Origin of the sequence: Dongshaea marina (assembly GCF_003072645.1) — a bacterium.
Taxonomy (GTDB): domain Bacteria; phylum Pseudomonadota; class Gammaproteobacteria; order Enterobacterales; family Aeromonadaceae; genus Dongshaea; species Dongshaea marina.
Genome location: NZ_CP028897.1, coordinates 687,569 through 711,366, shown reverse-complemented (window position 1 = coordinate 711,366; position 23,798 = coordinate 687,569). Strand labels below are relative to the sequence as shown.

24 protein-coding genes and 1 tRNA gene are annotated in these 23,798 nt (G+C 50.6%); 6 read left to right on the top strand and 19 right to left on the bottom strand.

The genetic code is table 11. From position 1 onward, the window contains the following. Window positions 1-30 precede the first annotated feature (30 nt). Complete coding sequence (gene radA, locus DB847_RS03580) at window positions 31-1,398, bottom strand: DNA repair protein RadA (RefSeq protein ID WP_108649484.1); 1,368 nt, start codon at window positions 1,396-1,398, stop codon at window positions 31-33. 94 nt (window positions 1,399-1,492) lie between these two features. On the opposite strand from radA, the gene DB847_RS03575 reads away from it, so the two are divergent. The 3 genes from DB847_RS03575 to DB847_RS03565 all read left to right on the top strand — a co-directional run bounded on the left by DB847_RS03575 (window position 1,493) and on the right by DB847_RS03565 (window position 5,556). Then, entirely contained in the window at window positions 1,493-3,907 is a 2,415-nt protein-coding gene (locus DB847_RS03575; RefSeq protein WP_108649483.1) for a PilZ domain-containing protein, read from the top strand. A 152-nt stretch (window positions 3,908-4,059) separates the two neighbouring features. Continuing rightward, window positions 4,060-4,923 (top strand): DMT family transporter, encoded by an 864-nt coding sequence (locus DB847_RS03570; protein WP_108649482.1) that lies wholly within the window; start codon window positions 4,060-4,062, stop codon window positions 4,921-4,923. 222 nt (window positions 4,924-5,145) lie between these two features. Next, entirely contained in the window at window positions 5,146-5,556 is a 411-nt protein-coding gene (locus tag DB847_RS03565) for a hypothetical protein (RefSeq protein ID WP_108649481.1), read from the top strand. A 48-nt stretch (window positions 5,557-5,604) separates the two neighbouring features. Here DB847_RS03565 and DB847_RS03560 read toward each other — a convergent pair whose 3' ends face one another. The 13 genes from DB847_RS03560 to DB847_RS03500 all read right to left on the bottom strand — a co-directional run bounded on the left by DB847_RS03560 (window position 5,605) and on the right by DB847_RS03500 (window position 16,343). Beyond that, complete coding sequence (locus DB847_RS03560; protein WP_108649480.1) at window positions 5,605-5,799, bottom strand: hypothetical protein; 195 nt, start codon at window positions 5,797-5,799, stop codon at window positions 5,605-5,607. Between the two features lie 372 nt (window positions 5,800-6,171). After that, the gene (locus tag DB847_RS03555) at window positions 6,172-7,212 is read right to left on the bottom strand and encodes a hypothetical protein (protein WP_159084369.1); all 1,041 of its coding nucleotides are present in this window, start codon (window positions 7,210-7,212) and stop codon (window positions 6,172-6,174) included. Window positions 7,213-7,596: 384 nt separating this feature from the next. Further along, window positions 7,597-8,049, bottom strand: coding sequence for a molybdopterin synthase catalytic subunit MoaE (moaE, locus tag DB847_RS03550; protein WP_108649478.1), 453 nt, complete (start codon window positions 8,047-8,049; stop codon window positions 7,597-7,599). Further along, entirely contained in the window at window positions 8,050-8,298 is a 249-nt protein-coding gene (gene moaD / locus DB847_RS03545; RefSeq protein ID WP_108649477.1) for a molybdopterin synthase sulfur carrier subunit, read from the bottom strand. Beyond that, a complete protein-coding gene (moaC, locus tag DB847_RS03540; protein ID WP_325049141.1) occupies window positions 8,291-8,770 on the bottom strand; it encodes a cyclic pyranopterin monophosphate synthase MoaC in 480 nt (159 codons plus the stop codon). Before moaC ends, moaD begins: the two co-directional genes overlap by 8 nt. Then, window positions 8,770-9,288 carry a molybdenum cofactor biosynthesis protein B gene (gene moaB / locus DB847_RS03535; protein WP_108649475.1) on the bottom strand — a complete coding sequence of 173 codons (519 nt, stop codon included), beginning with the start codon at window positions 9,286-9,288 and terminating at the stop codon, window positions 8,770-8,772. Before moaB ends, moaC begins: the two co-directional genes overlap by 1 nt. Window positions 9,289-9,339: 51 nt before the next feature. Beyond that, window positions 9,340-10,407 (bottom strand): GTP 3',8-cyclase MoaA, encoded by a 1,068-nt coding sequence (gene moaA / locus DB847_RS03530; protein ID WP_407644432.1) that lies wholly within the window; start codon window positions 10,405-10,407, stop codon window positions 9,340-9,342. A gap of 226 nt (window positions 10,408-10,633) precedes the next feature. Further along, window positions 10,634-10,933 (bottom strand): hypothetical protein, encoded by a 300-nt coding sequence (locus DB847_RS03525; protein ID WP_108649474.1) that lies wholly within the window; start codon window positions 10,931-10,933, stop codon window positions 10,634-10,636. A 7-nt stretch (window positions 10,934-10,940) separates the two neighbouring features. Then, entirely contained in the window at window positions 10,941-11,504 is a 564-nt protein-coding gene (mobA, locus tag DB847_RS03520; protein ID WP_159084368.1) for a molybdenum cofactor guanylyltransferase, read from the bottom strand. Beyond that, window positions 11,494-12,729, bottom strand: a complete 1,236-nt coding sequence (locus DB847_RS03515) for a molybdopterin molybdotransferase MoeA (protein ID WP_108649472.1) — start codon at window positions 12,727-12,729, stop codon at window positions 11,494-11,496. The genes mobA and DB847_RS03515 overlap by 11 nt, the downstream gene beginning before the upstream one ends. A 99-nt stretch (window positions 12,730-12,828) precedes the next feature. After that, window positions 12,829-15,000 carry a formate dehydrogenase subunit alpha gene (fdhF, locus tag DB847_RS03510; RefSeq protein WP_108649471.1) on the bottom strand — a complete coding sequence of 724 codons (2,172 nt, stop codon included), beginning with the start codon at window positions 14,998-15,000 and terminating at the stop codon, window positions 12,829-12,831. 136 nt (window positions 15,001-15,136) lie between these two features. Beyond that, window positions 15,137-15,655 carry a 4Fe-4S dicluster domain-containing protein gene (locus tag DB847_RS03505; protein ID WP_108649470.1) on the bottom strand — a complete coding sequence of 173 codons (519 nt, stop codon included), beginning with the start codon at window positions 15,653-15,655 and terminating at the stop codon, window positions 15,137-15,139. Window positions 15,656-16,100: 445 nt separating this feature from the next. Then, complete coding sequence (locus tag DB847_RS03500) at window positions 16,101-16,343, bottom strand: hypothetical protein (protein WP_108649469.1); 243 nt, start codon at window positions 16,341-16,343, stop codon at window positions 16,101-16,103. Between the two features lie 203 nt (window positions 16,344-16,546). On the opposite strand from DB847_RS03500, the gene DB847_RS03495 reads away from it, so the two are divergent. The 3 genes from DB847_RS03495 to DB847_RS03485 all read left to right on the top strand — a co-directional run bounded on the left by DB847_RS03495 (window position 16,547) and on the right by DB847_RS03485 (window position 17,708). Continuing rightward, complete coding sequence (locus DB847_RS03495; RefSeq protein WP_108649468.1) at window positions 16,547-16,741, top strand: hypothetical protein; 195 nt, start codon at window positions 16,547-16,549, stop codon at window positions 16,739-16,741. A gap of 236 nt (window positions 16,742-16,977) precedes the next feature. Next, window positions 16,978-17,154, top strand: a complete 177-nt coding sequence (locus tag DB847_RS24190) for a helix-turn-helix domain-containing protein (protein WP_159084367.1) — start codon at window positions 16,978-16,980, stop codon at window positions 17,152-17,154. A 477-nt stretch (window positions 17,155-17,631) separates the two neighbouring features. Further along, a tRNA-Ile gene (locus DB847_RS03485) sits at window positions 17,632-17,708 on the top strand. A gap of 50 nt (window positions 17,709-17,758) precedes the next feature. On the opposite strand, the gene DB847_RS03480 is transcribed toward DB847_RS03485, so the two are convergent. From DB847_RS03480 to DB847_RS03460, 5 genes are all read right to left on the bottom strand, one after another. Beyond that, a complete protein-coding gene (locus tag DB847_RS03480) occupies window positions 17,759-18,586 on the bottom strand; it encodes a peroxiredoxin family protein (RefSeq protein WP_108649466.1) in 828 nt (275 codons plus the stop codon). A gap of 160 nt (window positions 18,587-18,746) precedes the next feature. Then, window positions 18,747-19,523: an acetolactate decarboxylase gene (locus DB847_RS03475; RefSeq protein ID WP_108649465.1), complete on the bottom strand. Its 777-nt coding sequence runs from the start codon at window positions 19,521-19,523 to the stop codon at window positions 18,747-18,749. A gap of 189 nt (window positions 19,524-19,712) precedes the next feature. After that, the gene (locus tag DB847_RS03470) at window positions 19,713-20,270 is read right to left on the bottom strand and encodes a YfdX family protein (protein WP_159084366.1); all 558 of its coding nucleotides are present in this window, start codon (window positions 20,268-20,270) and stop codon (window positions 19,713-19,715) included. A gap of 393 nt (window positions 20,271-20,663) precedes the next feature. Further along, on the bottom strand, window positions 20,664-20,831 hold the full coding sequence (locus tag DB847_RS24185) for a hypothetical protein (protein WP_159084365.1): 168 nt from the start codon (window positions 20,829-20,831) through the stop codon (window positions 20,664-20,666). Between the two features lie 873 nt (window positions 20,832-21,704). Then, the gene (locus DB847_RS03460; RefSeq protein WP_199911701.1) at window positions 21,705-23,765 is read right to left on the bottom strand and encodes a sigma 54-interacting transcriptional regulator; all 2,061 of its coding nucleotides are present in this window, start codon (window positions 23,763-23,765) and stop codon (window positions 21,705-21,707) included. Window positions 23,766-23,798: the final 33 nt, after the last annotated feature.

The window sequence follows — 23,798 nt, the reverse complement described above, 5'->3', positions numbered from 1 at the left end:
TATTAAGCCCCGCAATCGCGGGGCTTTTTTTTACAGCGCTTCCAGAGCCTCAGAGAGGGTAGTCACAGCCACCACCTCCATATTTGGGATCGGCTGACGTGGTGCATTGCCCTTGGGAATAATGGCCCGCCGAAAACCGTGCTTCGCCGCTTCCTGTAATCGCTCCTGGCCCGATGGTACCGGCCGGATCTCACCCGAAAGCCCCACTTCACCAAACACCACCAGCTCCGCGGACAGAGGGTTATTGCGAAAGCTGGAGATCATCGCAATCAGCAGCGCCAGATCCGCCGCCGTCTCTTCAACCTTCACCCCGCCGACCACATTCACAAATACATCCTGATCGGCCATCTGCACCCCGCCATGGCGATGCATTACCGCCAGCAGCATCGACATCCGGTTCTGATCCAGCCCGACGGCAACCCGTCTCGGGTTCGAGAGCTGGGAGTAGTCCAGCAGAGCCTGCAGCTCAACCAGCAGTGGGCGGGTCCCCTCCCAGATCACCATCACCACAGAGCCACTGGCTTGTTGCTCACCACGATTAAGGAAGATAGCCGAGGGATTGGTCACCTCACGCAATCCGCCCTCGGTCATCGCAAATACTCCAAGCTCATTGACCGCCCCAAAACGGTTCTTATTGGAGCGAAGGGTCCGGTAGCGGCTATCACTGCTCCCCTCCAGCAACACAGAGCAGTCGATGCAGTGTTCCAGGACCTTGGGACCGGCAAGGGTGCCATCCTTAGTCACATGCCCTACCATCACCACAGCCACATTGTGCTGCTTGGCAAAACGGGTCAGCTGAGCCGCAGATTCTCGTACCTGGGACACTCCTCCCGGTGCAGACTGAATATCGGCAACCTGCATCACCTGGATTGAGTCGATCACCACCACTTCCGGCTTTTCCCGCTGAGCGATGTTGCAGATCTGCTCCACCGAGGTCTCAGCCAGCATCAGCAGCTTATCGGTCGGCAACCCCAACCGGCTGGCGCGCATCGCCACCTGCTGTAGCGACTCCTCCCCTGTGACATACAGAGCTTTTTTCTGCTGTGCCAGCCAACACATGGTCTGTAGCAACAGGGTACTCTTACCCGCTCCCGGATGACCACCAATCAGGATCGCCGAGCCCGGCACTATGCCGCCCCCCAGCACCCGGTTGAGCTCCTGAAACCCGGAAGAGAAACGAGGCAGCTCCTCAAGATTTATCTCAGAAAGGCGCTGAACCTGTCCTCCCTGATCCCCGGCATATCCCTGATAGCGGCTTCCGGATGCCGGAGTTGGTGCCAAGCGCATCTCACTTATGGTGTTCCACTCCTTGCACTCACCACACTGTCCCTGCCATCTGGGAAAGTCGGCACCACACTCGGTGCACACATAGGCTGTCTTGGTTTTTGTCTTTGCCATGATCTGTCAAATAACGCAAAATGGCTGAAGAAATCTATACTTACCCTAAGCTACGTATGGTATGTAGCACAAGGTGGGTGCACTCCAGCGACTTATGGAATTAAAAGAATATAAAGGACTTGTTGATCAACTGATCCCTTTGCTCTCCTCGCCTGATTTTGACGATCATTTCGATCAACTCACCGAGGATGAGTCAAACCATACCCGTTTTCTGCTCAAGATGGAACTGAGCCGCTTGAGCACTCCCTGCCGTCGCTTCATCGATCTTCGAGACAAGGTCAATGGTGAGTGCTTTCCCTATGAATTTCAGGGAATCTGCCACTTCATGGATGATCTCGGGATCTCCATCTTCGAGAGTCAACTCAAACGCTTCGGTGGCAATTACACCATAGGGGTGTACGAAACCGTGCTGGATCTGGAGTTTCGTGAAGATCTGATAGAGCAGCACCAGGATGCAGAGAGCTCTCCGGCAAGCTCATCCTCAACCTCGATCTACCGCTACTTCGATGTCAAGAACATCCCCTTCTCCAGCTATCACGGGCGCAAAGAGGAGCGGATCCACTACACCTCTTCACTGATGCTGCGCTTTGCCAATGATGAGCGGCTCTATGCGAAGAGCTCCGATCTCTCCGCCGGTGGACTACGCATTCAGGTCCCCCATGTTCCGGACTATGATCCTCAGGAAGAGATAGAGGTCTTTTTTACCGGACTGGAACGGGAGCAGGGCCTCCCTCTGCTACACCGCGGGATCCTGTTTAAAATCCTCGGCAGCGACAGCAAGGGAGATCGTCACTGGCTGCGCCTGATCCGCACCGATGACGACATCGAATTTGATCAATTCATCAATGAGTTCATCGATTCCAATAAGCGAAAATACAGGGTCAGCGTCGACTACCTGCTCTCGGCCGCCACCATCAAGGGCTACGAGCAGTTCTACATCCCGCGAATGACAGGGATCCCCCTGCTTTTCGACCAGAGTAGCCCCCCTAAGCTAACCCATGCCCTGCGCACCGAAAACAACCAGCAGAGCCTCGAGTACTGGCGCAATGAGAAAGATGAGCAGGTATTGGCCGGAGCCCTGAACCCCGAGCGACTCACCAAACTCTTAAGCTCAGGCCCCTTATCCAAGGAAACCCTGATCTACTGCTTTACCCACAGCCTCAAGAGCCGGCTATTTTTCTATGCTGCCACCCATGATGAGCTCACCGAAACCGGCCTGAGGGATCTGTTTTTCCATACCGGTGCCAAGCGCCCGAGCTGGCGGGTTTTTCGCTTTAGCCTGGAGTCGGTAAAAACAGAGGATGCCTTCACCCTCAACAACTTCCTGCTCGAAGAGCAGGAGCTGGAGCAGTGCCAGAACCTGGTCGAGAAAAAGCTGCAGACCATCGGCCATATCGGCTTTTTACAGGATATAACCGACAATAATCATAAAGATGACTTTCTGAGTGTTCCCGAGCCCAAGGCCGATGCGAATCAACTGCAGAAGTTTGGAGTCAGCTACCCGGCACCTGAGTTTGAAACCGAGATATTCAACTATATACAGCTACGCAAAGAGAGTCGCTACCTCCACAAGACCCAGGTTCAACTGACCATCAATAATGAGCTTTTTGAGGGGTGGACCCGGGATATCTCATTCCAGGGGCTGCAGCTGGAGTTTGACGGCCAAGTGCCCTGCGAAAACGGTGATAACATCAAACTTGGATTCCCCAAGCTACAGGCCCTGACCCAGGCGATGAAGCTGAGCAATATCGCCTATCAGGTCGTCGGCACAAATCCCACCCACACCATACTTCACCTATGCGCGGAAGGAGATCTCACCCAGCATGTCGGCTACCGATTCTTTCGTAAGCTCATCATCAACAACCAAAATAAACTGAAGCAGAGTAGGCAAAAACAGGATCCGGGAATGGCCACCGCGATCCGCAATATCTACACCCATCATCTTTTTACTTACCCCTTCTATGTCAACAAGCTCAAGGTAAAGCCCTACCTGTCGGCCATAGCGACAGCCCCTCGCGAGCGCTCCCTGTCGGAGCTTTTAAGGATCTGTGCCCAGCAGGCACCCTATAATCTATTCCCCCTGCTCAACGGTCAGATCCTCCATGAAAAACTTTTCCTGCCCCTGAAGGTGATGCATAGGGAGAGTCCGCCCCGGGAAACCGAGATCTTCATCTCCCTGAAGCTTGGCAGCGGCATTGAGAAGCCGACCTTCGATACCCGGATCGAGCAGGATTTTAACAATAGTGACGAGAAGCGCTCCTTCATCACCCAGGCCCTGATGCAGGGGGGATTTTATAGTGTCCGCCTCATCTTCTCTCGAACCGGTCGCCCGGATATTCAATACATCAACAATGAGCTGGATTACGTGGCCCAATATGCGATTCACAAGGCAAAGCAGCTCGAAGAGGAGCTGTGGTGTGTCATAGGTGTCGCCGATCTGATTGATACCACCCAGGCCACCCTGTTCCGTTTCGGGCTATCTGAGAAAAAAGCCACCAAGCTGCAATAGCAAGCCCGCCCTTAAATCAGCCGAAGCGTGACTCTGGCACAATAACTTGTGTACCATAACTCCAGATCCAGGCTCTGTTGACGTTTCCAATTTTGAACCAAATCTGAAACGTCAACAGAGCCTAAACGTCTCCCCTCGTATTAAGGTTAAAGATGAATACCACCCAGAATTTGCGTAAGGCTGTGCTCTTCTCTTTGCTATCAGCTGCCTCCATGAGCATCATGGTATTGTTCGTCAAGCTGGCCGCACCGCATACCAATAATAATATGACGGTATTTTTCCGCTTCGCCGTCAGTTTTGCTTATATCCTGATGGTCATCCTGTTTAAAAAATCGCAGGGGATGCAGTTTCAGTTTAAGACCGCTCATCCCTGGCTCCACCTGTTTCGCGCCATCGCCTCAGTTTCGGCCATGATGCTGCTCTACTATTCACTCAAGTACATCAGCCTGGTCGATGGTAACCTGCTGGTGATGACCAATGCCCTGTTCGTACCTATTTTTGCCTTCATCCTGTACCGGCAGCGGACCAATACGGCACACTGGATCGCCGTTATCCTTGGCTTTATCGGAGTTGTTTTTGTTCTCAAGCCCGATGCTACCCTGTTTCATCCGGCCAGCCTGATCGCCCTGGGGGCCGGGGTGATGGCTGCCATCGCCATCATGACCATTCGCGCCATCAGCCAGTATGATCCGCCCCATACCTCCATGCTCTACTACTTCCCTCTGGCTTTTGTGATAAGTGGCAGTATCTCAATTTTTGACTGGGAGACCCCGGACCACCATACCCTGATGCTACTGCTGGCCGTTGGGGTATTCGGCACCTTATATCAGGAGTTTCTGATCCGGGCATCTCGCTACGCATCTTCCAAGCTCATCTCCTCACTACTCTATACCAGCATCATCTTCAGTGGTCTGTTTGGCGCTATTTTCTATAAAGAGATCCCGGATACCCTCTCCCTTATCGGGATTGTTCTGGTGCTGGCGGGTAGTGTCCTGACGATGCGCTTTGCTAAATAGTCTAAGGCGCTCGGCTTCGATTGCGGCGCGATCAGATAAGCCCGCCCCGGAAAATGGGGATTGCGACAAATGTTAAGTTCGTGTTAAGTTTTTGTGGCGTGATGTATCTTTTTATTACCCAAGATAGCGAACACACCACAAGGAGGAGACGCGATACAGGCTGTCCAGAACAGGTGCTATCCCTATCCGAGAAGGAGTTTCGGAGTATCTCGCGTAACTGATATGAAAAAATATGCTTTTCTACTGATCCTATCCATTTTCTCTATCACAGCCAGTGCCGCCGGCACCACAACGGGCCAGACGATAACCCCCAATGGTCTCAAGCTGAACAAGGCTGGCTACCAGTATGGAACCGTTCCTCCCTATTTCCAATTCAATAAGGACAAAACAGCCAAGCTGTGTGCGGACTTCCCGGGAACGGATGGTTACTCCTGCAAACAGATCCACTACTCGCTGCATAAGATCAAAACCGCCAGTGCCAATCAGCAAGTGTGGAATCTCCAGTTTGCAGATCCCGAAATGCAGGGACTGGTCGGAACCTATGTAAAGAACCGAGGTGCGACCTACTCTCTGAGTATTATCGGTGGACCAGTCACTAATTACAGCCTTGCCGGAATCTACACCTCAAGCTAAGTCCAAAAGCGATACTGTGGCTGCCCACAGTATCGTCCTCTCATAGCCTCAATAATTTTGAGGGATGAAATCCTGTTTCAACGGATATTCTGAGTGTCCAAGCTGTGGAGACTGCTCCCCAAGAGTCGGGCTCTGTAGCAAACCATGATTGGGGGTGGCGTGTCCGGGATGGGTATAGAGAAATAGCGCCGCGACAAAACTAAGTAGCGCAACACCAAAAACAAAATAGATCACTTTGTTCATCAGTTATTCCATTAACTTTAAGCAGAAAAAAAGCTGCATCCTGCAGCCGTGCCCTGACAAAAATTGTCAGGGGATGGATGATAATCCAAAGCGGGTACAAAAGCTTTAACAAAAGCAACTTGGATACAAGATTTTGAAAATGAGTTGAGACTGATTCTTAATTCGCTCTCACATCGGGAGTGGAAGCCTTGCGGGCTAGAGTTGTGGCAAAGCCACAAAAAAGCCACCTTTAACAAGGTGGCTTTTATCATCGACAGCGGAGATGAAACTCTGGTTCAGCTCCTGAGTTCACTCGCCCTGCTGCCAGCGTTCGGCTGCCTCAGGAAAAAATTGATTAACATAAAACATTATGTCCCTCCTTTTCGTTCCTCACTAATGAATTCTGACCATACCTACAATATTGTTTTCATTATCATCATCAGAACCATAGAACATGCCACTTTGGTAGAATCCGGTGATTGCTTCAACTTTATGTGTTGGGAATTGCAAAACTTGTTCTGTAGCGATATCTCCCTCACCTTTGTCAGCATAAGTATTAGCAAGATTTTTCATAAATACATCTGAGCCAAGATGAAAAGAACTACGACTCTGATAAAGTGTAGAGTGCGCAGAGGCTCCCGGTTTTCCGTCAGGATCATAAGATGATGTACCGTACAGCTGGTTAAAATATGGATCGAAAAAAAGATCTGACACCTTTCGATTACTACTCCATGATGATTTAATATCTATTTTACCAACTTTTTCATAGCTAATATTTTTATAATCTTTAGGGAAAGTTGAATCACTATGAATAGGATCAATTTTCCCCCAGTAAAGATCACCCGACTCTCTTTCGCCTAACAATATATTATATGTCCCATCATCATCACTTGACTTAGCGCAGGCCAAACCTTCGAAAGAAGCATCAGTCACAGCAGGTATTCTATAGATAGCCTTAAGTTGTAAACCTGAGCTTAGTCCTCCCGGAGCCAGATCACGCTCAAGCAGAAACATCCGCCCGTACAGCCCTTTATAGTAACTGCTCTCAATGGCAAGATAATAGCTGTCACTAAGCCTGCATATCGCTTCGAGATCATTGCCTCTGGGCTCACCCTCAATCCAGGACACATATAATTGTTCTATAGGTTCAATTGTCGCTATATTGTCACGACGCTTAACAATACCAAACCTTGGGGTTTCTCTGGAGCCATCTTTATTTTTTTCATCAAATACCACTAACTCATCAAAATCTATCATATTACTATTGTCTATTGACTCTAACGAGTCTCCAAACGCAGAGCCACTTATAGCGTAACCGGTATGGTTTGAAAACTCTAAGTCATCACGAGATTCACTATCCTCGCCACCACAACTGATAAGCAATAATGAAATAAAGCTAATGATTGTTACTTGCAGTACATTTAGACTAGTCATTTATTATAAACCTGCACATTAGTTAAAAAGACATTTAGTAAAACATCTAAGAATCAACACTTGTTATTTTTTAATTAATAATGATATAGCATGATAATATACTCTTATAAATAATTCTAAGTCAGAGCTTTATTTTATCTGATTATCTGTGTAACTATAATATAGATTTAAATATTGAGATATTAATATATTTCGAATGCTGTGTTATGTTTTATCAAACACCAATTTATCGATTATTATCGTTCTTCACCAGACGAATATGATCTCAAAAAGATCACGACGGATAGGTAACGGCGGCTTCTTGAAAGAAACAAAAAAGCCACCTTTGATAAGGTGGCTTTTATCATCGACAGCCGAGATGAAACACTGGTTCAACTCTTGAGCTCACTCGCCCTGCTGCCAGCGTTCAGCCGCCTGCTGATCGCTATCTTTGGCTTCAACCCAGTGCTCCCCGGAATCACTCTGCTCCTTCTTCCAGAAGGGTGCCCGGGTCTTGAGGTAGTCCATCATGAACTCACAGGCCTCGAAAGCCGCCTTGCGATGAGCTGAGCTCACTCCGACAAACACGATCGGCTCATTGGCCTCCAGTCGCCCCACCCTGTGGATCAGGGTGCAATCATTAACCGGCCAACGCTCCCGAGCCTGGGCCTCAATCTCCTGCAGGCACTTCTCGGTCATCCCCGGATAGTGCTCCAGGGTCAGGGCCGACACCCCTTCGCTGCGGTTAAAATCACGCACCAGGCCACAAAAGGTCACCACGGCTCCCGATTGAGGCGTCGCCGCCAGCCGGGCATGTTCGGCACTCACATCAAAACACTCTGTCTGAACCGAGATCATTTAACCTCCCGTCACCGGAGGAAAAAAAGCGATCTCATCACCCGGTTGAACCCGGCTATCCAGGGAGCAGATGGTTTGATTCACCGAAGCCAGCAGACGATCCGACTCCAGGGCAAAATCCCATTTCTCACCTCTCTCAGAAAGGGCCTGGCGCACCTCATCCACAGTCGAAAGTGAACCGAGCTCCAGGGTGAGCTCGCCAACATTGAGTAGCTCACGAATCTGAGCAAAAAACAGTACCTTAATCATCTTTACTCCGAAAATGCCCCGATTTGCCACCCGCTTTTTCCAAAAGGCAGATCTCACCAATCCGGATATCTTTCTGTACCGCCTTACACATGTCATAGATGGTCAGGGCGGCGACAGAGGCCGCGGTCAACGCCTCCATCTCGACACCGGTCTGGCCACTCAACCGGCAGCTGGATTCGATACGCAGCTGAGAATTCGCCTCATCGACCTCAAACTCGACCTCAACCTTGCTGAGCATCAGTGGATGGCACAGAGGGATCAGATCTGAAGTCTTCTTGGCGGCCATGATCCCGGCGATGCGGGCACAGGCCAATACATCACCTTTCTTATGCTCCCCGGATACAACCAAAGCCAGGGTCTCAGGGGCCATGCTGACCACGGCCTGGGCCCGGGCCATCCGTGCGGTCTGCTCCTTGCCACTGACATCAACCATCCGGGCTTCACCCCGCTGGTTCAGGTGGGTAAGCTCCATCAGACCTCCGAGCAGACAAAGGGAACGAAGTTACAAGGCTTATGCCTGGCATCCAGCTGATCCCTGAGGATCCGGGTCCAACCGGTTCGACACGCCCCCTGGGAGCCTGGCAGACAGAACAGCAGTGTCTTGTTGGCAAACCCGCCAATGGCACGGCTCTGGATGGTGGAGCAGCCGATCTCCTCAAATGAGATCGCCCTAAACAGCTCACCAAAGCCTTCGATGGTCTGATCAAACAACACAGAAACTGCCTCGGGAGTACGATCACGCCCGGTGAGCCCTGTGCCTCCGGTCATGATCACGGCCTGTACTTCAGGATCCGCAATCCACTGAGAGACCTGGGCACGGATCTGGTAGATATCATCCTGAACAATCTTCTTATCCGCCAGCAGGTGTCCCTCTTGCTGCAGAGATTCCACCAGGTAAGCCCCGGAGCGATCGCTGCTCTCATCCCGGGTATCCGAAATCGTCAAAATCGCAATATTGAGTGGCCGGAACTCGGCAACTGCATGCCCCATAATCTTTCCTCTTCACTAACAGGGCCACCAGCAGCAGCCCCCATTGATTCGTTAACCGCCAAGAAACGCCAGATTCGGCGTCACTCCGGTATTCCCTTCACCCAGTTGGTGAGATAGTTTTTTCTGGCTTAAAGACTCGCGCAGGTAACCGATGAGCGCCTCCTGATCATCCGCCGACTGCAGATAATCGCGGATCCCGATCCCCTCATCCCCGAACAGGCACAGATGAAGAGCACCAACCGCAGACACCCTGAGACGATTACAACTCTGACAAAAATCCTTGGCATAGGGCATGATAAGCCCAATCTCACCAAGGTAGTCGGGGTGGCTATACACCTGAGCCGGCCCGGCATGCTTACCGCGAGGCTTCAATTGCCAGCCATTGCTGAGTAACTGGCGCTCGATCACTGTACCGCTCACATGATGCTTATCAAACAGCTCACTCATCTCGCCGGTTTCCATCAGCTCAATAAAACGCAGCTGAATGGGACGACTACGGATCCACTCAAGATAGCTATCGAGCTGTACATCATTGAGTCCTTTGAGTAGTACCGCATTCACCTTCACCGCCTGATAACCCAGGCTCAAAGCCTCCTCAATGCCATCCATCACCAAGGCAAACCGTGAGTCGCCGGTGATCGCATGAAACATCCGCGGATCCAGGCTATCCAGGCTGACATTCACCGCATTCAACCCGGCCTGCTGCCACTGGGCCGCCAGCTTCTGCAGCCGGTAGCCATTGGTGGTGATCGCGACCGACTCAATCCCCGGCGTCGCTGCCGTGGTTTCAATAATCGAGGTCAGATCACGACGCAAAGAGGGCTCCCCTCCCGTCAAACGAACCTTACGGGTCCCCAAAACGGAAAAAGCACTAAGCAGATGCCCGACTTCATGACGTTGCAGGAAATGTTGCCGCCCCGAGGACTGATAACCATCCGGCAGGCAGTAACGGCAACGAAAATTACAGACATCGGTCAAAGAAAGCCGCAAGTAGCTAAACTTGCGCGAAAAGCTGTCTGCTAAAGGCTCCACATCCTGCAACTGGCGAAAAGGTATCGATTGCTCCCCGTCAGGCTGTCGGCTGTCTTTGGTAAAGATCCGACTCTCTTCAATGGGCATCTATCCTCTCCTCGCCACAACAAAACACCTGATTACTAGATTGATCACGCATAGACTATCTTGATGAGAATGTGGGTGCAAACCTGTTCGAAAACTCGCAAAGCCGCGACCCTAAATCTATTAATATTTTCCAAGAAACCACAGCCTATGACCTAAAGTAAAAGAGTTCAGAGCGAATCATCGCAAAACCATCACTCCACCTTGCAATTATGAGTAAACACCCACTCTATCGCTTTAGATCAATCGCCACTGAAATTTGGCAAGACTCGGTCTCAAGACACAAGCCATGCTTGGAATCATGAGGGATCTGCGCCACCAGCTCCGGAGTTAATTTAAGCAGTAATCCCGGGTTCTGGCTCGCCACAGTATACCCCTGAGCCGCACGATCCAGCTCAACCCTGCAGTTTTGCAGTAATAGCTCACCCGAAGAAACCGTCAGCTCAACCGGCTGCCCCTGTTCGAGTCCGGAATACTCCTGCTCACTGAGCCTGATACGCAGCTGCTGCGCAGAATAGATAAGTTTCATGATTGAATTAACTCCTTTGTTTCATCCGGTAGCGTTGCCAGTCATCCGGAGTATTAATATTCTCCAGCTCCTGCGGCAGCACCAGGGTATGGCAGCTCAGTTGCTCGGCCCAGCCCCTCACCCGACGTTGTCCCGACTCAAGATAAAGCCTCAGAGCCTCCCGCACCCGCTCACAGTTATGCACCATCAAGGGTAAGGGAGAGCGATTCAGCCGTAGCAGATCCCAAGAAATTTGCTGCCCGAGGTAACGGGTAAACATCTTTACAACTGCGCCCTCAAACGGGACGTCCACCGGCCAGAATAGTAACCAACGGTCATCTTCAAGCTGCTCCAGCACGCTCGCAATCCCACCCAGTGGCCCCTGCTCTGTCATGCGATCCGGGATCGAATCAAACCCCGCATAATCACCACTGACATACAGCCGCTCACAATGGCTTTGCAGCTGTTCATGAAGCTGCTGCAACAGGCTCCTGCCATCCAGCAGCAGACTGGCCTTGTCCTGGCCCATCCGGCTGGATTTTCCTCCGGCCAGGATAACCCCATCGATCCGGGTGACTGCCTCAGGGAACAAAACGACTCTCTCCCTGGCAATCGCTCCACACCCTGGGATAAAAAGAAACCAGTTGCCCCGCCTGTAGCTTGGCATCATCGGCTTCCACCATCGCCCAGCCATTGGCCTCACGCAGCGGGCTCAACTGTGCCGGGGACTGCCCCGGCAGAATAACCACTCGTGCCTGTCCCTGATCATTGATCTCAAGACGAGCCTTCTTAAAGCTGACCATGCCCTCTTTGCTATCTGCGCGATTGAGCAGAGGAACCCGCACCGCTTTCTCTTCCGGCAGACCCATCAGGGATCGGAGCAGGGTGCCTCCGATAAAACGAAGTCCGGTCATGGCTGCCACCGGGTTACCCGGCAGGCTGACGACCCAGCTTCCTCTCGGAGCCTTGGCCACCAAAATCGGCTTACCGGGACGAACCGCCACCTTGTGGAACAGCACTTCGGCCTGCAACTCTTTGAGAAGTGCCGGAACAAAGTCAAAGCGTCCCGCCGAGACAGCTCCCGTGGTCAGTAACAGATCAGGCTCCATCGCCAGGGCTCTGTCTAAAATCTCCCGCGCCGCGACAGGTTCATCCTGGATCGAATCCGCCATCAACAGTTCACACCCAAGCTCCCTGAGACAGGCCTGAAGATAAAAAGAGTTTGAGTTATAGATCTGTCCCGGAGCCAATGGCTGCTCAAGGTCACACAGGAGCTCACTTCCTGTGGTTAATAGCACCACCTTGACCTTGCGCGTTACCTCTACCTGGTGCAGCCCGGCTCCGGCCAAAAGACCAATATCGGTCGCGCTCAGGCAACGGCCCGCCTTGAGTAGCACAGCTCCCCTGGGAAGCTCCTCACCCTGGTTACGAATATTGGAAAACTGCTTTGAGAGCTCATGGATCCTGATCATGTCTCCCTGGGCATCGGTATTTTCAACCGGAACAACTCTGTCACAATCGGTTGGCACCGCAGCGCCCGTCATGATCTCCCAGCACTCTCCCTGCCCCAGGGGTTGCTCAGGAAGAGGATCACCGGCTGCTATGGTACCGATACAGCGCAACTCAACGGGAGCCGGTCCATCACACGCACAGGCATATCCATCCATGGCACTACTGGTAAAAGGCGGCAGGGCAATGGCAGAACACACATCTCGCGCCAGTACCCGGCCATGGGAAAGCGCCAGCGGCACGGTCTCAGAGCCGAGAGAATTCACCTGCTGTAACAAAAGGCTTTTCGCCTCATTAAAAGAGATCACAATGAGATACCCTGTAATTAATCTTGAATGCGTTCAGTCATAACAAGTCGGTACAAACGAATACGGTGCGCTTTTTAAAGATCGTACGATTCACCCACTCTATCCGTGAATAGTTTCAACGCCTTCGACATGGGAGCTCAGCCGTGACTTCATGGCATGATACTCCTGCTGCACATGCTCCTCAGCCCACTTCTGATCGGCGATCCCCTCAACCCTGACCGCACAGTATTTGGTTTCAGGCGCCTTGGCCATCGGATCCAGCTTTTTCTGGGTCAATTCATTACAGGCCCCAACCCACCACTGATAGGTCATATAAACGGCGCCCGGTGCCAATCGATCATTCAGGTTTGCGCGGGTGATTACTTTACCACGACGAGAGCAAACCCACACTAACTGCTGCTCCTTGATCCCTAGTGCCTTGGCATCTTGAGGGTGGATCTGTACAAAACCCGGCTCATCGGCAAGGATTTGTAAGGCATTGCAGTTCCCTGTCATCGAGCGGCAGGAGTAGTGCCCCACCTCACGGACGGTCGACAAGATCAGGGGGTAATCACTATCCGGCGTCTCTGCCGGCGGATGCCAATCGGCAGCAACCAGCTGCCCTTTACCCGAAGGGGTGGCAAACCGGTTCCCTGCATACTGAAAGTCGGTCCCGGGAGCATCCAGAGTACGGCATGGCCAGGCCAGGTGTCCCATCTCTCCGATCTTCTCATAGGTTGCCCCATAAAACTCAGGGCACAACTCACGCATCTCATCCCAGATCGCCTGCTCATCCGGATAATCCATCGGATAACCCATCGCCGTTGCCAGCTCACAGATGATCTTCCAGTCCCGCTTGATATTACCCCTGGGCTCAACCGCCTTCATGAAACGCTGAAAACCACGATCGGCACAGGTAAAGACCCCGCCATGCTCTCCCCAGGAGGTCGCAGGCAGGATCACATCGGCTATCTCAGCTGTCTTGGTCATGAAGATATCCTGGACAATCATAAACTCAAGGGCATCAAACCCCTGACGGACCAGGCTGAGATCGGCCTCGCTTTGCAGAGGATCCTCTCCCATGATGTAGTAAGCCCTGAGATCCCCACTGAGTGCCCGCTTCGGCACATCCGTGATACCAAAGCCCGGCTTCGCATCCATCTTCGCAAAGTCGACGCCCCAGGCTTTGGCAAATTTACGCCGGGCCTCATCATCTGTGACTTTTTGATAACCCGGGAAAAGCTCAGGCAAGGAGCCCATATCACAGGCTCCCTGTACATTATTCTGCCCGCGCACCGGAGCCACCCCGACATGGGGACGCCCCAGATTCCCGGTCAACAGAGCCAGAGCCGCTAGTCCCTTCACCACATCGACCGCCTGGGTAAACTGGGTGACCCCCATTCCCCACAAGATAGTGGCCGAAGGTGCCGCCGCATAAGTGCGCATCGCCTGGCGAATATCCTCCGCCCCAAGTCCGGTAATCGACTCCACATATTCAGGGGTATACTTGGCCACCTGCTTTCGGTAGCTATCAAAGCCTTCGGTGAAGCTCGCCACATACTCCTTGTCGTAGAGTTCCTCTTCAATCAGCACATGGCCAAAGGCGTTCACCAAAGCCATGTTGGAGCCATTTTTGAGCTGCAGATGCTGATCGGCGATCCGCGCCGACTCAATCCTGCGCGGATCACAGACGATCACCTTGCTCCCCTGCTCCCTGGCATCCAGGATACGGTTTGCAATCACCGGGTGTGAGTCCGCGTAGTTATAGCCAAAAATCAGCAGGCATTTAGAGTGCTCAAGATCTCGGATGGAATTACTCATAGTCCCATGCCCCAGGGTCTCACTTAACCCCAGCATGGAGGGTCCATGGCAAACCCGGGCACAGCAATCTATGTTATTGGTTCCGATTACCGCCCGGGCAAATTTTTGCATCACATAATTACTTTCATTGCCGGTGCCTCTGGAGGAGCCGGTATGCATGATGGCGCTCGCCCCATGCTTTTCTTTGATCGCTTTAAGCCGGGATGCGCAGTATCCGATCGCCTCATCCCAGGAAACGGCTTCAAACTTTCCACCCTTTTGACGGCGGATCATCGGCTGAGTCAGTCGAGGCGTCAAAAGCTTGGTATCATTCAAGAAATCCCAGCCATAATAGCCCTTGAGGCAGAGCTCCCCCTCATTGGTAACACCATCTGCAGCCTCGGCACGAACAATCTTATTGCGATCATTCACCACCAGCTTCATCTTGCACCCTGTTCCACAATAGGGGCAGACAGTTGTTATCTTCTTCATCACTCCATTCCTTCTTTCAGAGGGGAAACTGCAACTTCACTCTCCCGAACGCACAGCCCTCGACGCACACCTGTTCATTCATCCGGAAGCTGTCATCTGCAAATGCTCGAAGCCACAAAAACAGGCTCCAGAGCACCTACTGACTCGCCTGTTTGCGCTTTCGAATAAACTCCTGCAGCTGCTGCTGATCCATGCAATGGATCGCCTTGGTCGGACACGCCTTGAGGCAGGCCGGACCATCGCTTCGATCAACACACAGATCGCACATCAGTGCCTCTATTCGGCTTCCAACCACTGTATTTTGTCCGTCGACCTCTTTAATCACCGGCACAGGTCTTACCTCAATCACCCCATAAGGACAGGCGACCTCACAGGTCTTGGTACCAATACACAGCTCCTGCTGCACCTGGACCACCCCGTTGATTCGCTTGATCGCCTGGTTAGGGCAGACCCTGGCACAAGGAGCATCCTCACATTGCCGGCAAGTGATCGCGGTACTGATCTCCTCGGTCTGGATCACATGGATACGCGGAGCAAAATACTCCGGGCTCAGAATCGAGATATCTTCACCTTCGGTATGAGCGACCACACAGGCAACCTCACAGGTGCGGCAAGCGATACAGCGGTTTGGGTCTGTGACGATAAATCGACTCATCATTTACTCCTGTAATCATTAAATTCCCAAAACAAGCCTAACATCGTGGCTAATCATTCGATGTAGCCTCAGCAACAGAGGCATTCGAGTACGCGGCCAGTGATGCTCATCAATTGAGAGTCATGAGACCACCAGGGATAAAAAGAGTGATAACCGCAGTACAATGATGAGCCTTAATGAAAGGGGACGCATCCGGATACAGTAATAACAGGGGTGGCCTCGGAGCGGCATTTTATCACGGACAAAAGGTTCCCACACTGAATAAGTGGTCAATTTAACAAGCAAGACCACTTCCAGCCCAGGTGCTGCGCCTCTGAGCAGATCTGAATTTATGCTTTTATAGTGCTGAAGGTAGAAAAATCTTTGGTATGACCCGCAAAAGCCATCTTACAGCGACAATCTTACGCTCCTCAGTAGCTTCCCGAGAGAGATTCCCGACTCAGCCCTATTCATCTAAGCGTTTGATCTGATCAAAAATCCCCGGAATCTGCTCTGACTCATCGACCTTAATCGTCAATCCCTTATGGGTAAACTCCACTTTTCTCGAGTCATTACTCTTCAGCCAGGAGGTCAGGTTGGTTGTCAGAGGCAGAAGCGCTGAAGCATTCACCACGATCTCCACCCAATCATCCCCAAAACACTCAGTGGTTTCCTGTGGAGCATGTATCTTCTTCACATGTACTTTCATCGATCATCCTTGGGTAAAATCGCGATCTGCGCCGCTTAAAACAATCAGAACATTACTGGCCATGATATGGTATCGGGTTAACAATGTTAGATTTTTTTCTACAAATCTCCAACATAGATCCCACAATTGCCCCTTTGAACTCATTGATTTTCGATCAGATTATTGTTCTTATTAGAGCTTCACATGAACACATGGAGTGTGCCATGGGCTACGTTATCAACCGGCCGAGCTACGATGAACTGCTAAAAAAGCTCGATCAACTCGGCATCGATACCACAAAGATCGATGGTGTAAACCCTGACATCCTGCATGACATGATCGAGCATTTTTCTGAGCTCTCTCGCTCAAGTGCCCGATCTTCGCCTCAGTCATCAGGGAATGCAAGCCAAAACCGCTAAGGCTTCCTCCACACCGCTCTCATCAACCCCGGAACCCACCCACGGGTTGGAGCGGTATACCTTTGCTCTGAAACAGCTGATTGCGATCTCCCTCACCTCTATCTAGGGTCAATCCCTTATAGTCAGGCTCAACCACTTCGCCAATAATCATCTCATCGGTTGAAAGAGTAACTCCGAACAGAAGAGTCCCGGTTCAGGGATAAGGTAGTTCATCTTGTTATGGGAGAGTGCCAGTTATGCTATACACAGATGCCATCAAACAGCAGATGCGGCAAAAAAATCTGACCCTGGAGCAGCTTGCGAAAGATAGTCACTGTGACCCGGCTCGACTCAGGGGATATCTGACCCACAACCGCCTGCCGCCCTATCCGGAACTCCAAAGAATCATGTCGGTTCTTGAGCACTCATCCTGATCCATTTTTGGAGGTCTTATGCAAAAATCGATTAAAGTCGCCTGTCCCGAATGTGGATACGTCTTCAGAACATCCGGAAACACTGACGAGAAAGGCCACCTGCTTGGCGCTGCCTGGTGCATCCGTTGTGGCCCTCAGGCCGTATTTCTGAAAAGTGAATGCCGTAACATCTACCTTCAGCATTCAGCTCATTTAGAACCGAGCTGAGCATCACCAGCCTGCAACAAAGGGCTTGAGAAGGCTGAATCATAAAATAAGGAGTGCGTACTGGCACGGGTCCCTGTCCGTTCCCTGTAACCTTTTCAGACACTAACAGACCAGACGCACGCCATCACGATAAGCCAGCGCGAACCTCTCACAAAGCAAAAAGATAAAAAAGTATATTTTTGAGTAAAAGATCGCCTTTCTCGGGTGAAAACCTTAATTATGCAAATTTCGCTTTGCGATCGGCGCAAGGAGTGTAAGAATTGCAGTCACGGCCCCTTAGCTCAGTTGGTTAGAGCAGTCGACTCATAATCGATTGGTCGCTGGTTCAAGTCCAGCAGGGGCCACCATCTCCAGTTTCATATCCGGTAACGCCTTAAATTAGCCGCCAGAAGCCCGGTTAGTTCTCAAAGGCTGATTTTACCGCATCCATCACCCGTTTTTCGTTGCTGCGTAGCCGGTAGTCATCGGTCTGATCGATCCATTGGATCACCCCCTGCTCATCAATGAGCAAGGTTGTCGGGATCGCCATCGCCTGAAAACTAAATGGAGTCATCCCCAGCGGGATCCCGCCCACCAGGCTCTTGGTGGTCTTGCTGCCCTCACTCTGTCCTAATGCTTTGCGGTGCTCAACACCATACTGTCTGATCACCCTGAGCTCAGGATCGCAAAGCAGGGTAAAGTCCAGCTCATCCCGGGCCTTGTGAATTGAGGCATTCTCGATTGTGTCTTTACTGAGAGCCATCACCTCAACCCCATGGGCTTTAAGCTGCTCCCCTAATCTGTTAAAACTCACCAACTCGGCCGAACAGTAGGGACACCAGCCCCCACGGAAAAATTTAAAGAGTACTCTTTTCCCGGCAAGAGAATCACTGTCAAAAGCATCTCCCTCAGAGGTTAGTGCAGTAAAGGGCAATAGAGGCTCACCCACCCTGACCTTGAGATCGTCCATCTGAATTTTTCGCTGACTCAGAACCCAAAGGATAAAGCCGCCGAAAAAAAGCGTTAACACACCCAGGATATAGATAAGCGGCTCACCAAAGATCTGATCCCGCAAGGCGATCGCTATCGCGATAAATGCCAGAAGCATTCCCAGGATGAGTGAAAAAGCAAAGCCACCTACCTTTTCAGGAACCTTCCCCCTGGGAATGGTCCGAAAATAAAGGATCACGGAGCCAAAGGTGACAACAAAACCAGCAGCTGCTAATACCAGAGGAAAGATAACCATGACAGTCTCCAGACAGAAATAAATCCATTTACCGAAGCAAGTGAGACAACGACTCGCTCCTGCCTATGCACATACCATAGTGAAAGCCTGGGGTAATGACCGAATTTTTATACAATTAAAACGCCCCTGAATCCTATTACCTGGGCAAAACAGAAGAAGGCTAATGGGCATTTTCGAGCTTATGTAACCCCGCCAGCGACACCTCCTTATCCCGGTTGAAAGTGTTGCCGGGCCTGAGATTAAAACCCAACAAAGGCTCAACCTCGATAACCACCCGCTTCACCGAACCACTCAAAACATGCCCAGCGACCTTATGATCGCTGCTGATAAAGTGACTATGGAACCCGGGCACCCCAAATCCTTTGACATAGGGCGGTGAATAAAAAGAGATCAGGGTTCCACGAATATCGGTCAGGGTGTAGCGATTTTCATTGTTCTTCATCCACTGTACCAGAGGGACACCATGAGCTGTGGTAAACTTTTCACTACGCGCAAGCAGCCTGCTAAATTCACCCGAGATCTTAATCGCATAGCCCTGCTGATTATTTTTTACCTTATCTAAAATAACAGCCTGTAGTTTGCTTAGTTGCATCGGCTGATTAATCTGGATCCTGAGTGAAGGATCGGCATTGAAAGCTGCTGCCGTCAGGTAAGATAGTCCATCACTTGCACCAAGCTGCTTCACCCTGCCCTCTGGATCGGCAAGATAAGCCTTTTTGTTGAGAACAATCACCTCACCAAGACCAACCCCGGCTCCAACACCAATCGAGTTTCCATCTTTAATCACCTGTTTCACATCAACTTTCTGGCTATAGTTTCCAGCCAGTAACTCAGAGATGGTCCCATACTGATACTCAATGCCAGTCCCGGCCCAACTAACAAAGCTGACGCCAGATAGCATTAATAATGAGATCAATAACCCCAGTGTTTTTTTCATCTTGTCTCCTTGATGATTTACTAACCAAGTCACCACCTTAGCATCACTGAGCTATGTTTTTCAGCAAAGAAAGTCCAGTGGTGGAGCTCAAGAGTGATACCATTCGATTACTATTTCCATATCGAAGCAAAGAACAGCAGTGGTTTGAAATATAACCAAGGCCACTAACAAGGTGCAGCTCTCATAGAATCATGCATCTTTGCTATTCCCGTGTTTTGTAATTTTTGAGATAACGCTCCCCTCTATCTCCTTAAGCAGCATCATTGTTTTATAGTAATCCCGACGCTCAAATGTCCCTTTAGACTTAGCAATCAGCCTCTTCACCTTTGACAGAGGAAGTAAGACAGTGTCATTGATCTGCTCATGGCCGGTCTCTTTTATCTGCTCACCCTCACTCCTATATGGCGGCTTCTTTTCTTTAACCTTAAAGTCATCCACGGACTCATGAGTTCTCTCTATCACAACATAACCATTTAGTTGTCCATCACTCATATAATGCCAGCTGATACTATCATCATTGATAATCTCCATCGCCGCATCTATATAGGACTTAGCAGCATGCTTATCTCCATCAAAAAGAGAGTATCTTGCATCATCTACATAGGTTAAGAAATTTAATCCTGCAGAGGTAGCGGATAATTGATTACCCGGATATTTTCCAGGATGCTCCCCCTGAACCGGCGCTGCCAAAACTGCTATCGCAAACAAAATAGGAAAAGATGCCAACCTGGATAATTTAATGCTCATCATAGATACCATTTTCAATACATACACAAATAAATGGTGAAATAAAAAGTACCGGTTTGTATGTGACAGGCCGCATAGCATTATTCATCATGAGTGTTATCCCCCAGAGAAGTAAATGCCAGTGAATACACCCAGAGGGTGAAAAGCAGCCATTTCAGGCAGGAGCGAAGCTGCTCCCTGCCAACCTAATGGTGATCTCAAGAGTGGCCAAGGGGATCCCCCTACAAATGAAGCACAGGCGGAAAATCATTTTGTGTGAGCCCATCTCTCGCTTAGTATGGGTCGGCAGCTGGTTGTTTAGTCAGGTCTCACAGAACAAGGAACGGGAAAGGATCCCTGCCAGCTCGCACTTTTTAAAAAGCACCTTTGTCTTGTTATCGCTCTCAAATTGCCTCAACCGAGCTCTTCGGGTTCACCACCACACAGTCCCAACACTTTTTTGGAAGCCTCAACACTGACATAATGGACATACTCTTCAAGCTCCATTCCCGCTAACTCTGCCGCTCGCTGAATTAATGCCTGGTGAATCTCACTCAATTCAATCGATACAATTTTCCCCATGCCCGTATGACTCCAGTCTATCTTTCAGATGATCTATTTCCAGCGAAAAATAGCCCGGGAGTCAACAGCATTGCTCAAAAATTGCGACTAAAAGCCAGCTGTTTTGTGCCTGTGGCACAAATCAGCTGACCGCAGGTCAAACTACGTCGATCTTTATCCTGCGGATGGCAGATTTGCAGTAATTGTCGGGATCGCCCGACAGCGAGCAAAGGGGCAAACGCCTTTCCCCTTTGCAATCCCCTCGCGCCCCGGATCTCGCTTAACCCTCGGCTCACCTGAGCATTAAGGCACCGCTTAGACGCAACATCCCTGTAGCGGCTAAGCTCTCATCACATCCATGTGATTCGACCTGAATCTTCTACGGCTCGCCTCGGCGCTCGCTCACGGGGGTTAACTTCCTCTCTTCGATTTGATTCGGTATTACAGCTTGAAGCTTCCTGCTTTGCTCGAAAAAGTCACCAAAACTAAATCGAAGAGGTAGTTTTAGAGCCCCCTTTGATTCGTGCCGAAAAATCATAAAGTGATTTGAAGTGGAGCAGCATGGATGCTGCGAGTACACCCCTCAGCTCTTCGGAGGGGGGAAGTTGCTCCCAGAGCAACGTAACGTGAGATAGGGTGAAATTACCCCAAGGGTAATGGAACGAGAAGCAGGAAGCTGAACTGGGATAGATGACCAAGGATGGTCATCATCGAGCTGCGGAGGGACTCGCAGCGCGAAGGGAGCTTTTGATTACTTTTGGCGGTACAAAAGTAATGTGCTGCCGGCACCCCGACAATCATGCTGCGCAGCTGCAATTTAGCCGTGCGAAGCACAATGAAAAGTCAGCTACTGGTAAAGGAAAGCCGGAGGCTTAGTGAGCCTCCGGCGGAAAATCAGGCGAAGTTCTCTTCGTCGGCCTCCTCAAGGTAGTCCTGGCTCTTGATCCCCATCTTCTGCATCCGGGATAAAAGAGTGGTACGCTTGAGCCCGAGCTTGGTTGCGGCGCCCCGCGGTCCCGAGATGATCCCGTTACTGCGGCGCAGCGCATCGATAATAGCGTCACGATCAAAGCCGTTATCGGTCGCCACCGGCTTGGGAGCAGGCTCGACCTCAAATATCGGCTCAGCCGTCTGGCGGGTTGGCCGCGTCCCCTGGCCCTGAAGTTCAGCGACAGGAACATTGAGCACCTGACCCCGGGTCAGGATCACTGAACGCTCGATGAAGTTACGCAGCTGACGGACATTCCCCGGCCAGGCACAGCGGCTCAGCACATCCATCGCCTCAACCGTGATATCGGTAATATTCTTCCCCATCTTTTTGGAGATCACCCGGGTAAAATGCTTCACCAGCAGAGGGATATCCTCGGGGCGCTCCCGCAGGGGGGGGATCAGGATAGGGAACACATTTAAGCGGTAATAGAGATCGCTGCGAAAAGCTTTGGACTCAACCATAGAGTCCAAATCAGCATTGGTTGCCACCACGATCCGTACATCAACCGAGATCTGCTGATTCTTACCCACCCGCTCAATCTCATTTTCCTGCAAAGCCCTGAGCAGCTTAGGCTGCAGCTCAAGGGGCATATCGCCAATCTCATCGAGAAACAAAGTCCCCTTATGGGCCTCTTCAAAGCGCCCCACCCGCTTACTGATCGCTCCGGTAAAAGCACCGCGCTCATGGCCAAACAGCTCACTTTCAAAGAGTCCCGCTGGAACCGCTGCACAGTTCATCTTGACCATCCGGGTACCACTGCGCCGACTCATCTTGTGAATCGCCTGGGCAATCAGCTCCTTACCCGTACCCGACTCACCGAGGATCAGCACTGTGCTGTCACAGTCAGCGACCATAGTCACCTGATCCAGAACCTGGTTCATCGCCTCACTCTGGCTGATGATGTCATCAAAAATAGCATGCTCCATATAGCTATCTTCAATACTGATATACTTACCACCCGCTCTGGTTTTAGATCTGGCTTCATGCACCTTGAGGCTATGCATCGCCAGCGCGACCCTGGCAGCAATCTGGCCGAACAGCACCACATCATCGGGCAAAAATGTGCGCTCCTGGCGCTGCATATAACAGATATAGCCGACGGTTCCACTACGAAAAACCATAGGCACAACACAGGCACTCTTTACCTCAGAAGGAAAGAAGGGAGCGTTGGTTTCAAAGCTTAACCCACGAATTGAGTCTTCATCCAAAAACAGCGGCTTTTTATTTTCAATCACCTGCTTGATCGATTGAGCATTGGTAAAAAAGTGACTGTGATAATCGATATTACCACCGCTATAACTACAGGAGTGCTGATTATAATGTCCTTCATGAACCTGAATGATGGACAGGTCTCTCATCCCAAAGTGCTGATAGATAAATTTCAACAAAGATGTAATCAGATCTTTCTTGGTACTTTTACTGATCACTGCATTAGTAACATCAACCAACACCTGAAAATTCTTACGCTCATTATTCAATTGCTGGGCTGCATTTGAAGCCAGCTCATGCTCAATGATATGCTCCACCATGGTTGCTATCATGTTATTGAATAGCTTAAGTTTTTTCTCCTGAATCCCCTCACTACTCTGTTGAATATTGATGAATTCTATGGCGCCGAGTTGTTGATTTGCGGTCGTCAATGGAACCTTATAATAACTGTTCACATCGATATAAGCAGGATGATTTATTAATTGAGGGTAACTCAGGTAGAGAGCCTCACCCTCTATTTTATGGGTGTAATCATCATTCGCAACACTATGCAGAGGCATTCCATCGGCATTATATTCATAACGCTGTAGTTGTTTATTTTCATCCAAATGATAGAGGGTTGGAAAAGTGTTGAGATCACTTTTCAAAATAATGTTAACTCTATCTACCTGAATAAAAGAGAGGTTATCATCATTTAGAAAAGTCATCAGACCAGAGATATCATTAATCGATAGCAGTGCTTTTGAAAAACTCATCAAATCACTTTCAAAGCGTTCCATAGTCGAGGC

Excerpts from the sequence above, each read along its gene's own strand:
- radA (WP_108649484.1), bottom strand. The coding sequence starts at position 1,398 with ATGGCAAAGACAAAAACCAAGACAGCCTATGTGTGCACCGAGTGTGGT.
- DB847_RS03575 (WP_108649483.1), top strand. The coding sequence starts at position 1,493 with ATGGAATTAAAAGAATATAAAGGACTTGTTGATCAACTGATCCCTTTG.
- DB847_RS03570 (WP_108649482.1), top strand. The coding sequence starts at position 4,060 with ATGAATACCACCCAGAATTTGCGTAAGGCTGTGCTCTTCTCTTTGCTA.
- DB847_RS03565 (WP_108649481.1), top strand. The coding sequence starts at position 5,146 with ATGAAAAAATATGCTTTTCTACTGATCCTATCCATTTTCTCTATCACA.
- DB847_RS03560 (WP_108649480.1), bottom strand. The coding sequence starts at position 5,799 with ATGAACAAAGTGATCTATTTTGTTTTTGGTGTTGCGCTACTTAGTTTT.
- DB847_RS03555 (WP_159084369.1), bottom strand. The coding sequence starts at position 7,212 with ATGACTAGTCTAAATGTACTGCAAGTAACAATCATTAGCTTTATTTCA.
- moaE (WP_108649478.1), bottom strand. The coding sequence starts at position 8,049 with ATGATCTCGGTTCAGACAGAGTGTTTTGATGTGAGTGCCGAACATGCC.
- moaD (WP_108649477.1), bottom strand. The coding sequence starts at position 8,298 with ATGATTAAGGTACTGTTTTTTGCTCAGATTCGTGAGCTACTCAATGTT.
- moaC (WP_325049141.1), bottom strand. The coding sequence starts at position 8,770 with ATGGAGCTTACCCACCTGAACCAGCGGGGTGAAGCCCGGATGGTTGAT.
- moaB (WP_108649475.1), bottom strand. The coding sequence starts at position 9,288 with ATGGGGCATGCAGTTGCCGAGTTCCGGCCACTCAATATTGCGATTTTG.
- moaA (WP_407644432.1), bottom strand. The coding sequence starts at position 10,407 with ATGCCCATTGAAGAGAGTCGGATCTTTACCAAAGACAGCCGACAGCCT.
- DB847_RS03525 (WP_108649474.1), bottom strand. The coding sequence starts at position 10,933 with ATGAAACTTATCTATTCTGCGCAGCAGCTGCGTATCAGGCTCAGTGAG.
- fdhF (WP_108649471.1), bottom strand. The coding sequence starts at position 15,000 with ATGAAGAAGATAACAACTGTCTGCCCCTATTGTGGAACAGGGTGCAAG.
- DB847_RS03505 (WP_108649470.1), bottom strand. The coding sequence starts at position 15,655 with ATGAGTCGATTTATCGTCACAGACCCAAACCGCTGTATCGCTTGCCGC.
- DB847_RS03500 (WP_108649469.1), bottom strand. The coding sequence starts at position 16,343 with ATGAAAGTACATGTGAAGAAGATACATGCTCCACAGGAAACCACTGAG.
- DB847_RS03495 (WP_108649468.1), top strand. The coding sequence starts at position 16,547 with ATGGGCTACGTTATCAACCGGCCGAGCTACGATGAACTGCTAAAAAAG.
- DB847_RS24190 (WP_159084367.1), top strand. The coding sequence starts at position 16,978 with ATGCTATACACAGATGCCATCAAACAGCAGATGCGGCAAAAAAATCTG.
- DB847_RS03480 (WP_108649466.1), bottom strand. The coding sequence starts at position 18,586 with ATGGTTATCTTTCCTCTGGTATTAGCAGCTGCTGGTTTTGTTGTCACC.
- DB847_RS03475 (WP_108649465.1), bottom strand. The coding sequence starts at position 19,523 with ATGAAAAAAACACTGGGGTTATTGATCTCATTATTAATGCTATCTGGC.
- DB847_RS03470 (WP_159084366.1), bottom strand. The coding sequence starts at position 20,270 with ATGAGCATTAAATTATCCAGGTTGGCATCTTTTCCTATTTTGTTTGCG.
- DB847_RS24185 (WP_159084365.1), bottom strand. The coding sequence starts at position 20,831 with ATGGGGAAAATTGTATCGATTGAATTGAGTGAGATTCACCAGGCATTA.
- DB847_RS03460 (WP_199911701.1), bottom strand. The coding sequence starts at position 23,765 with ATGAGTTTTTCAAAAGCACTGCTATCGATTAATGATATCTCTGGTCTG.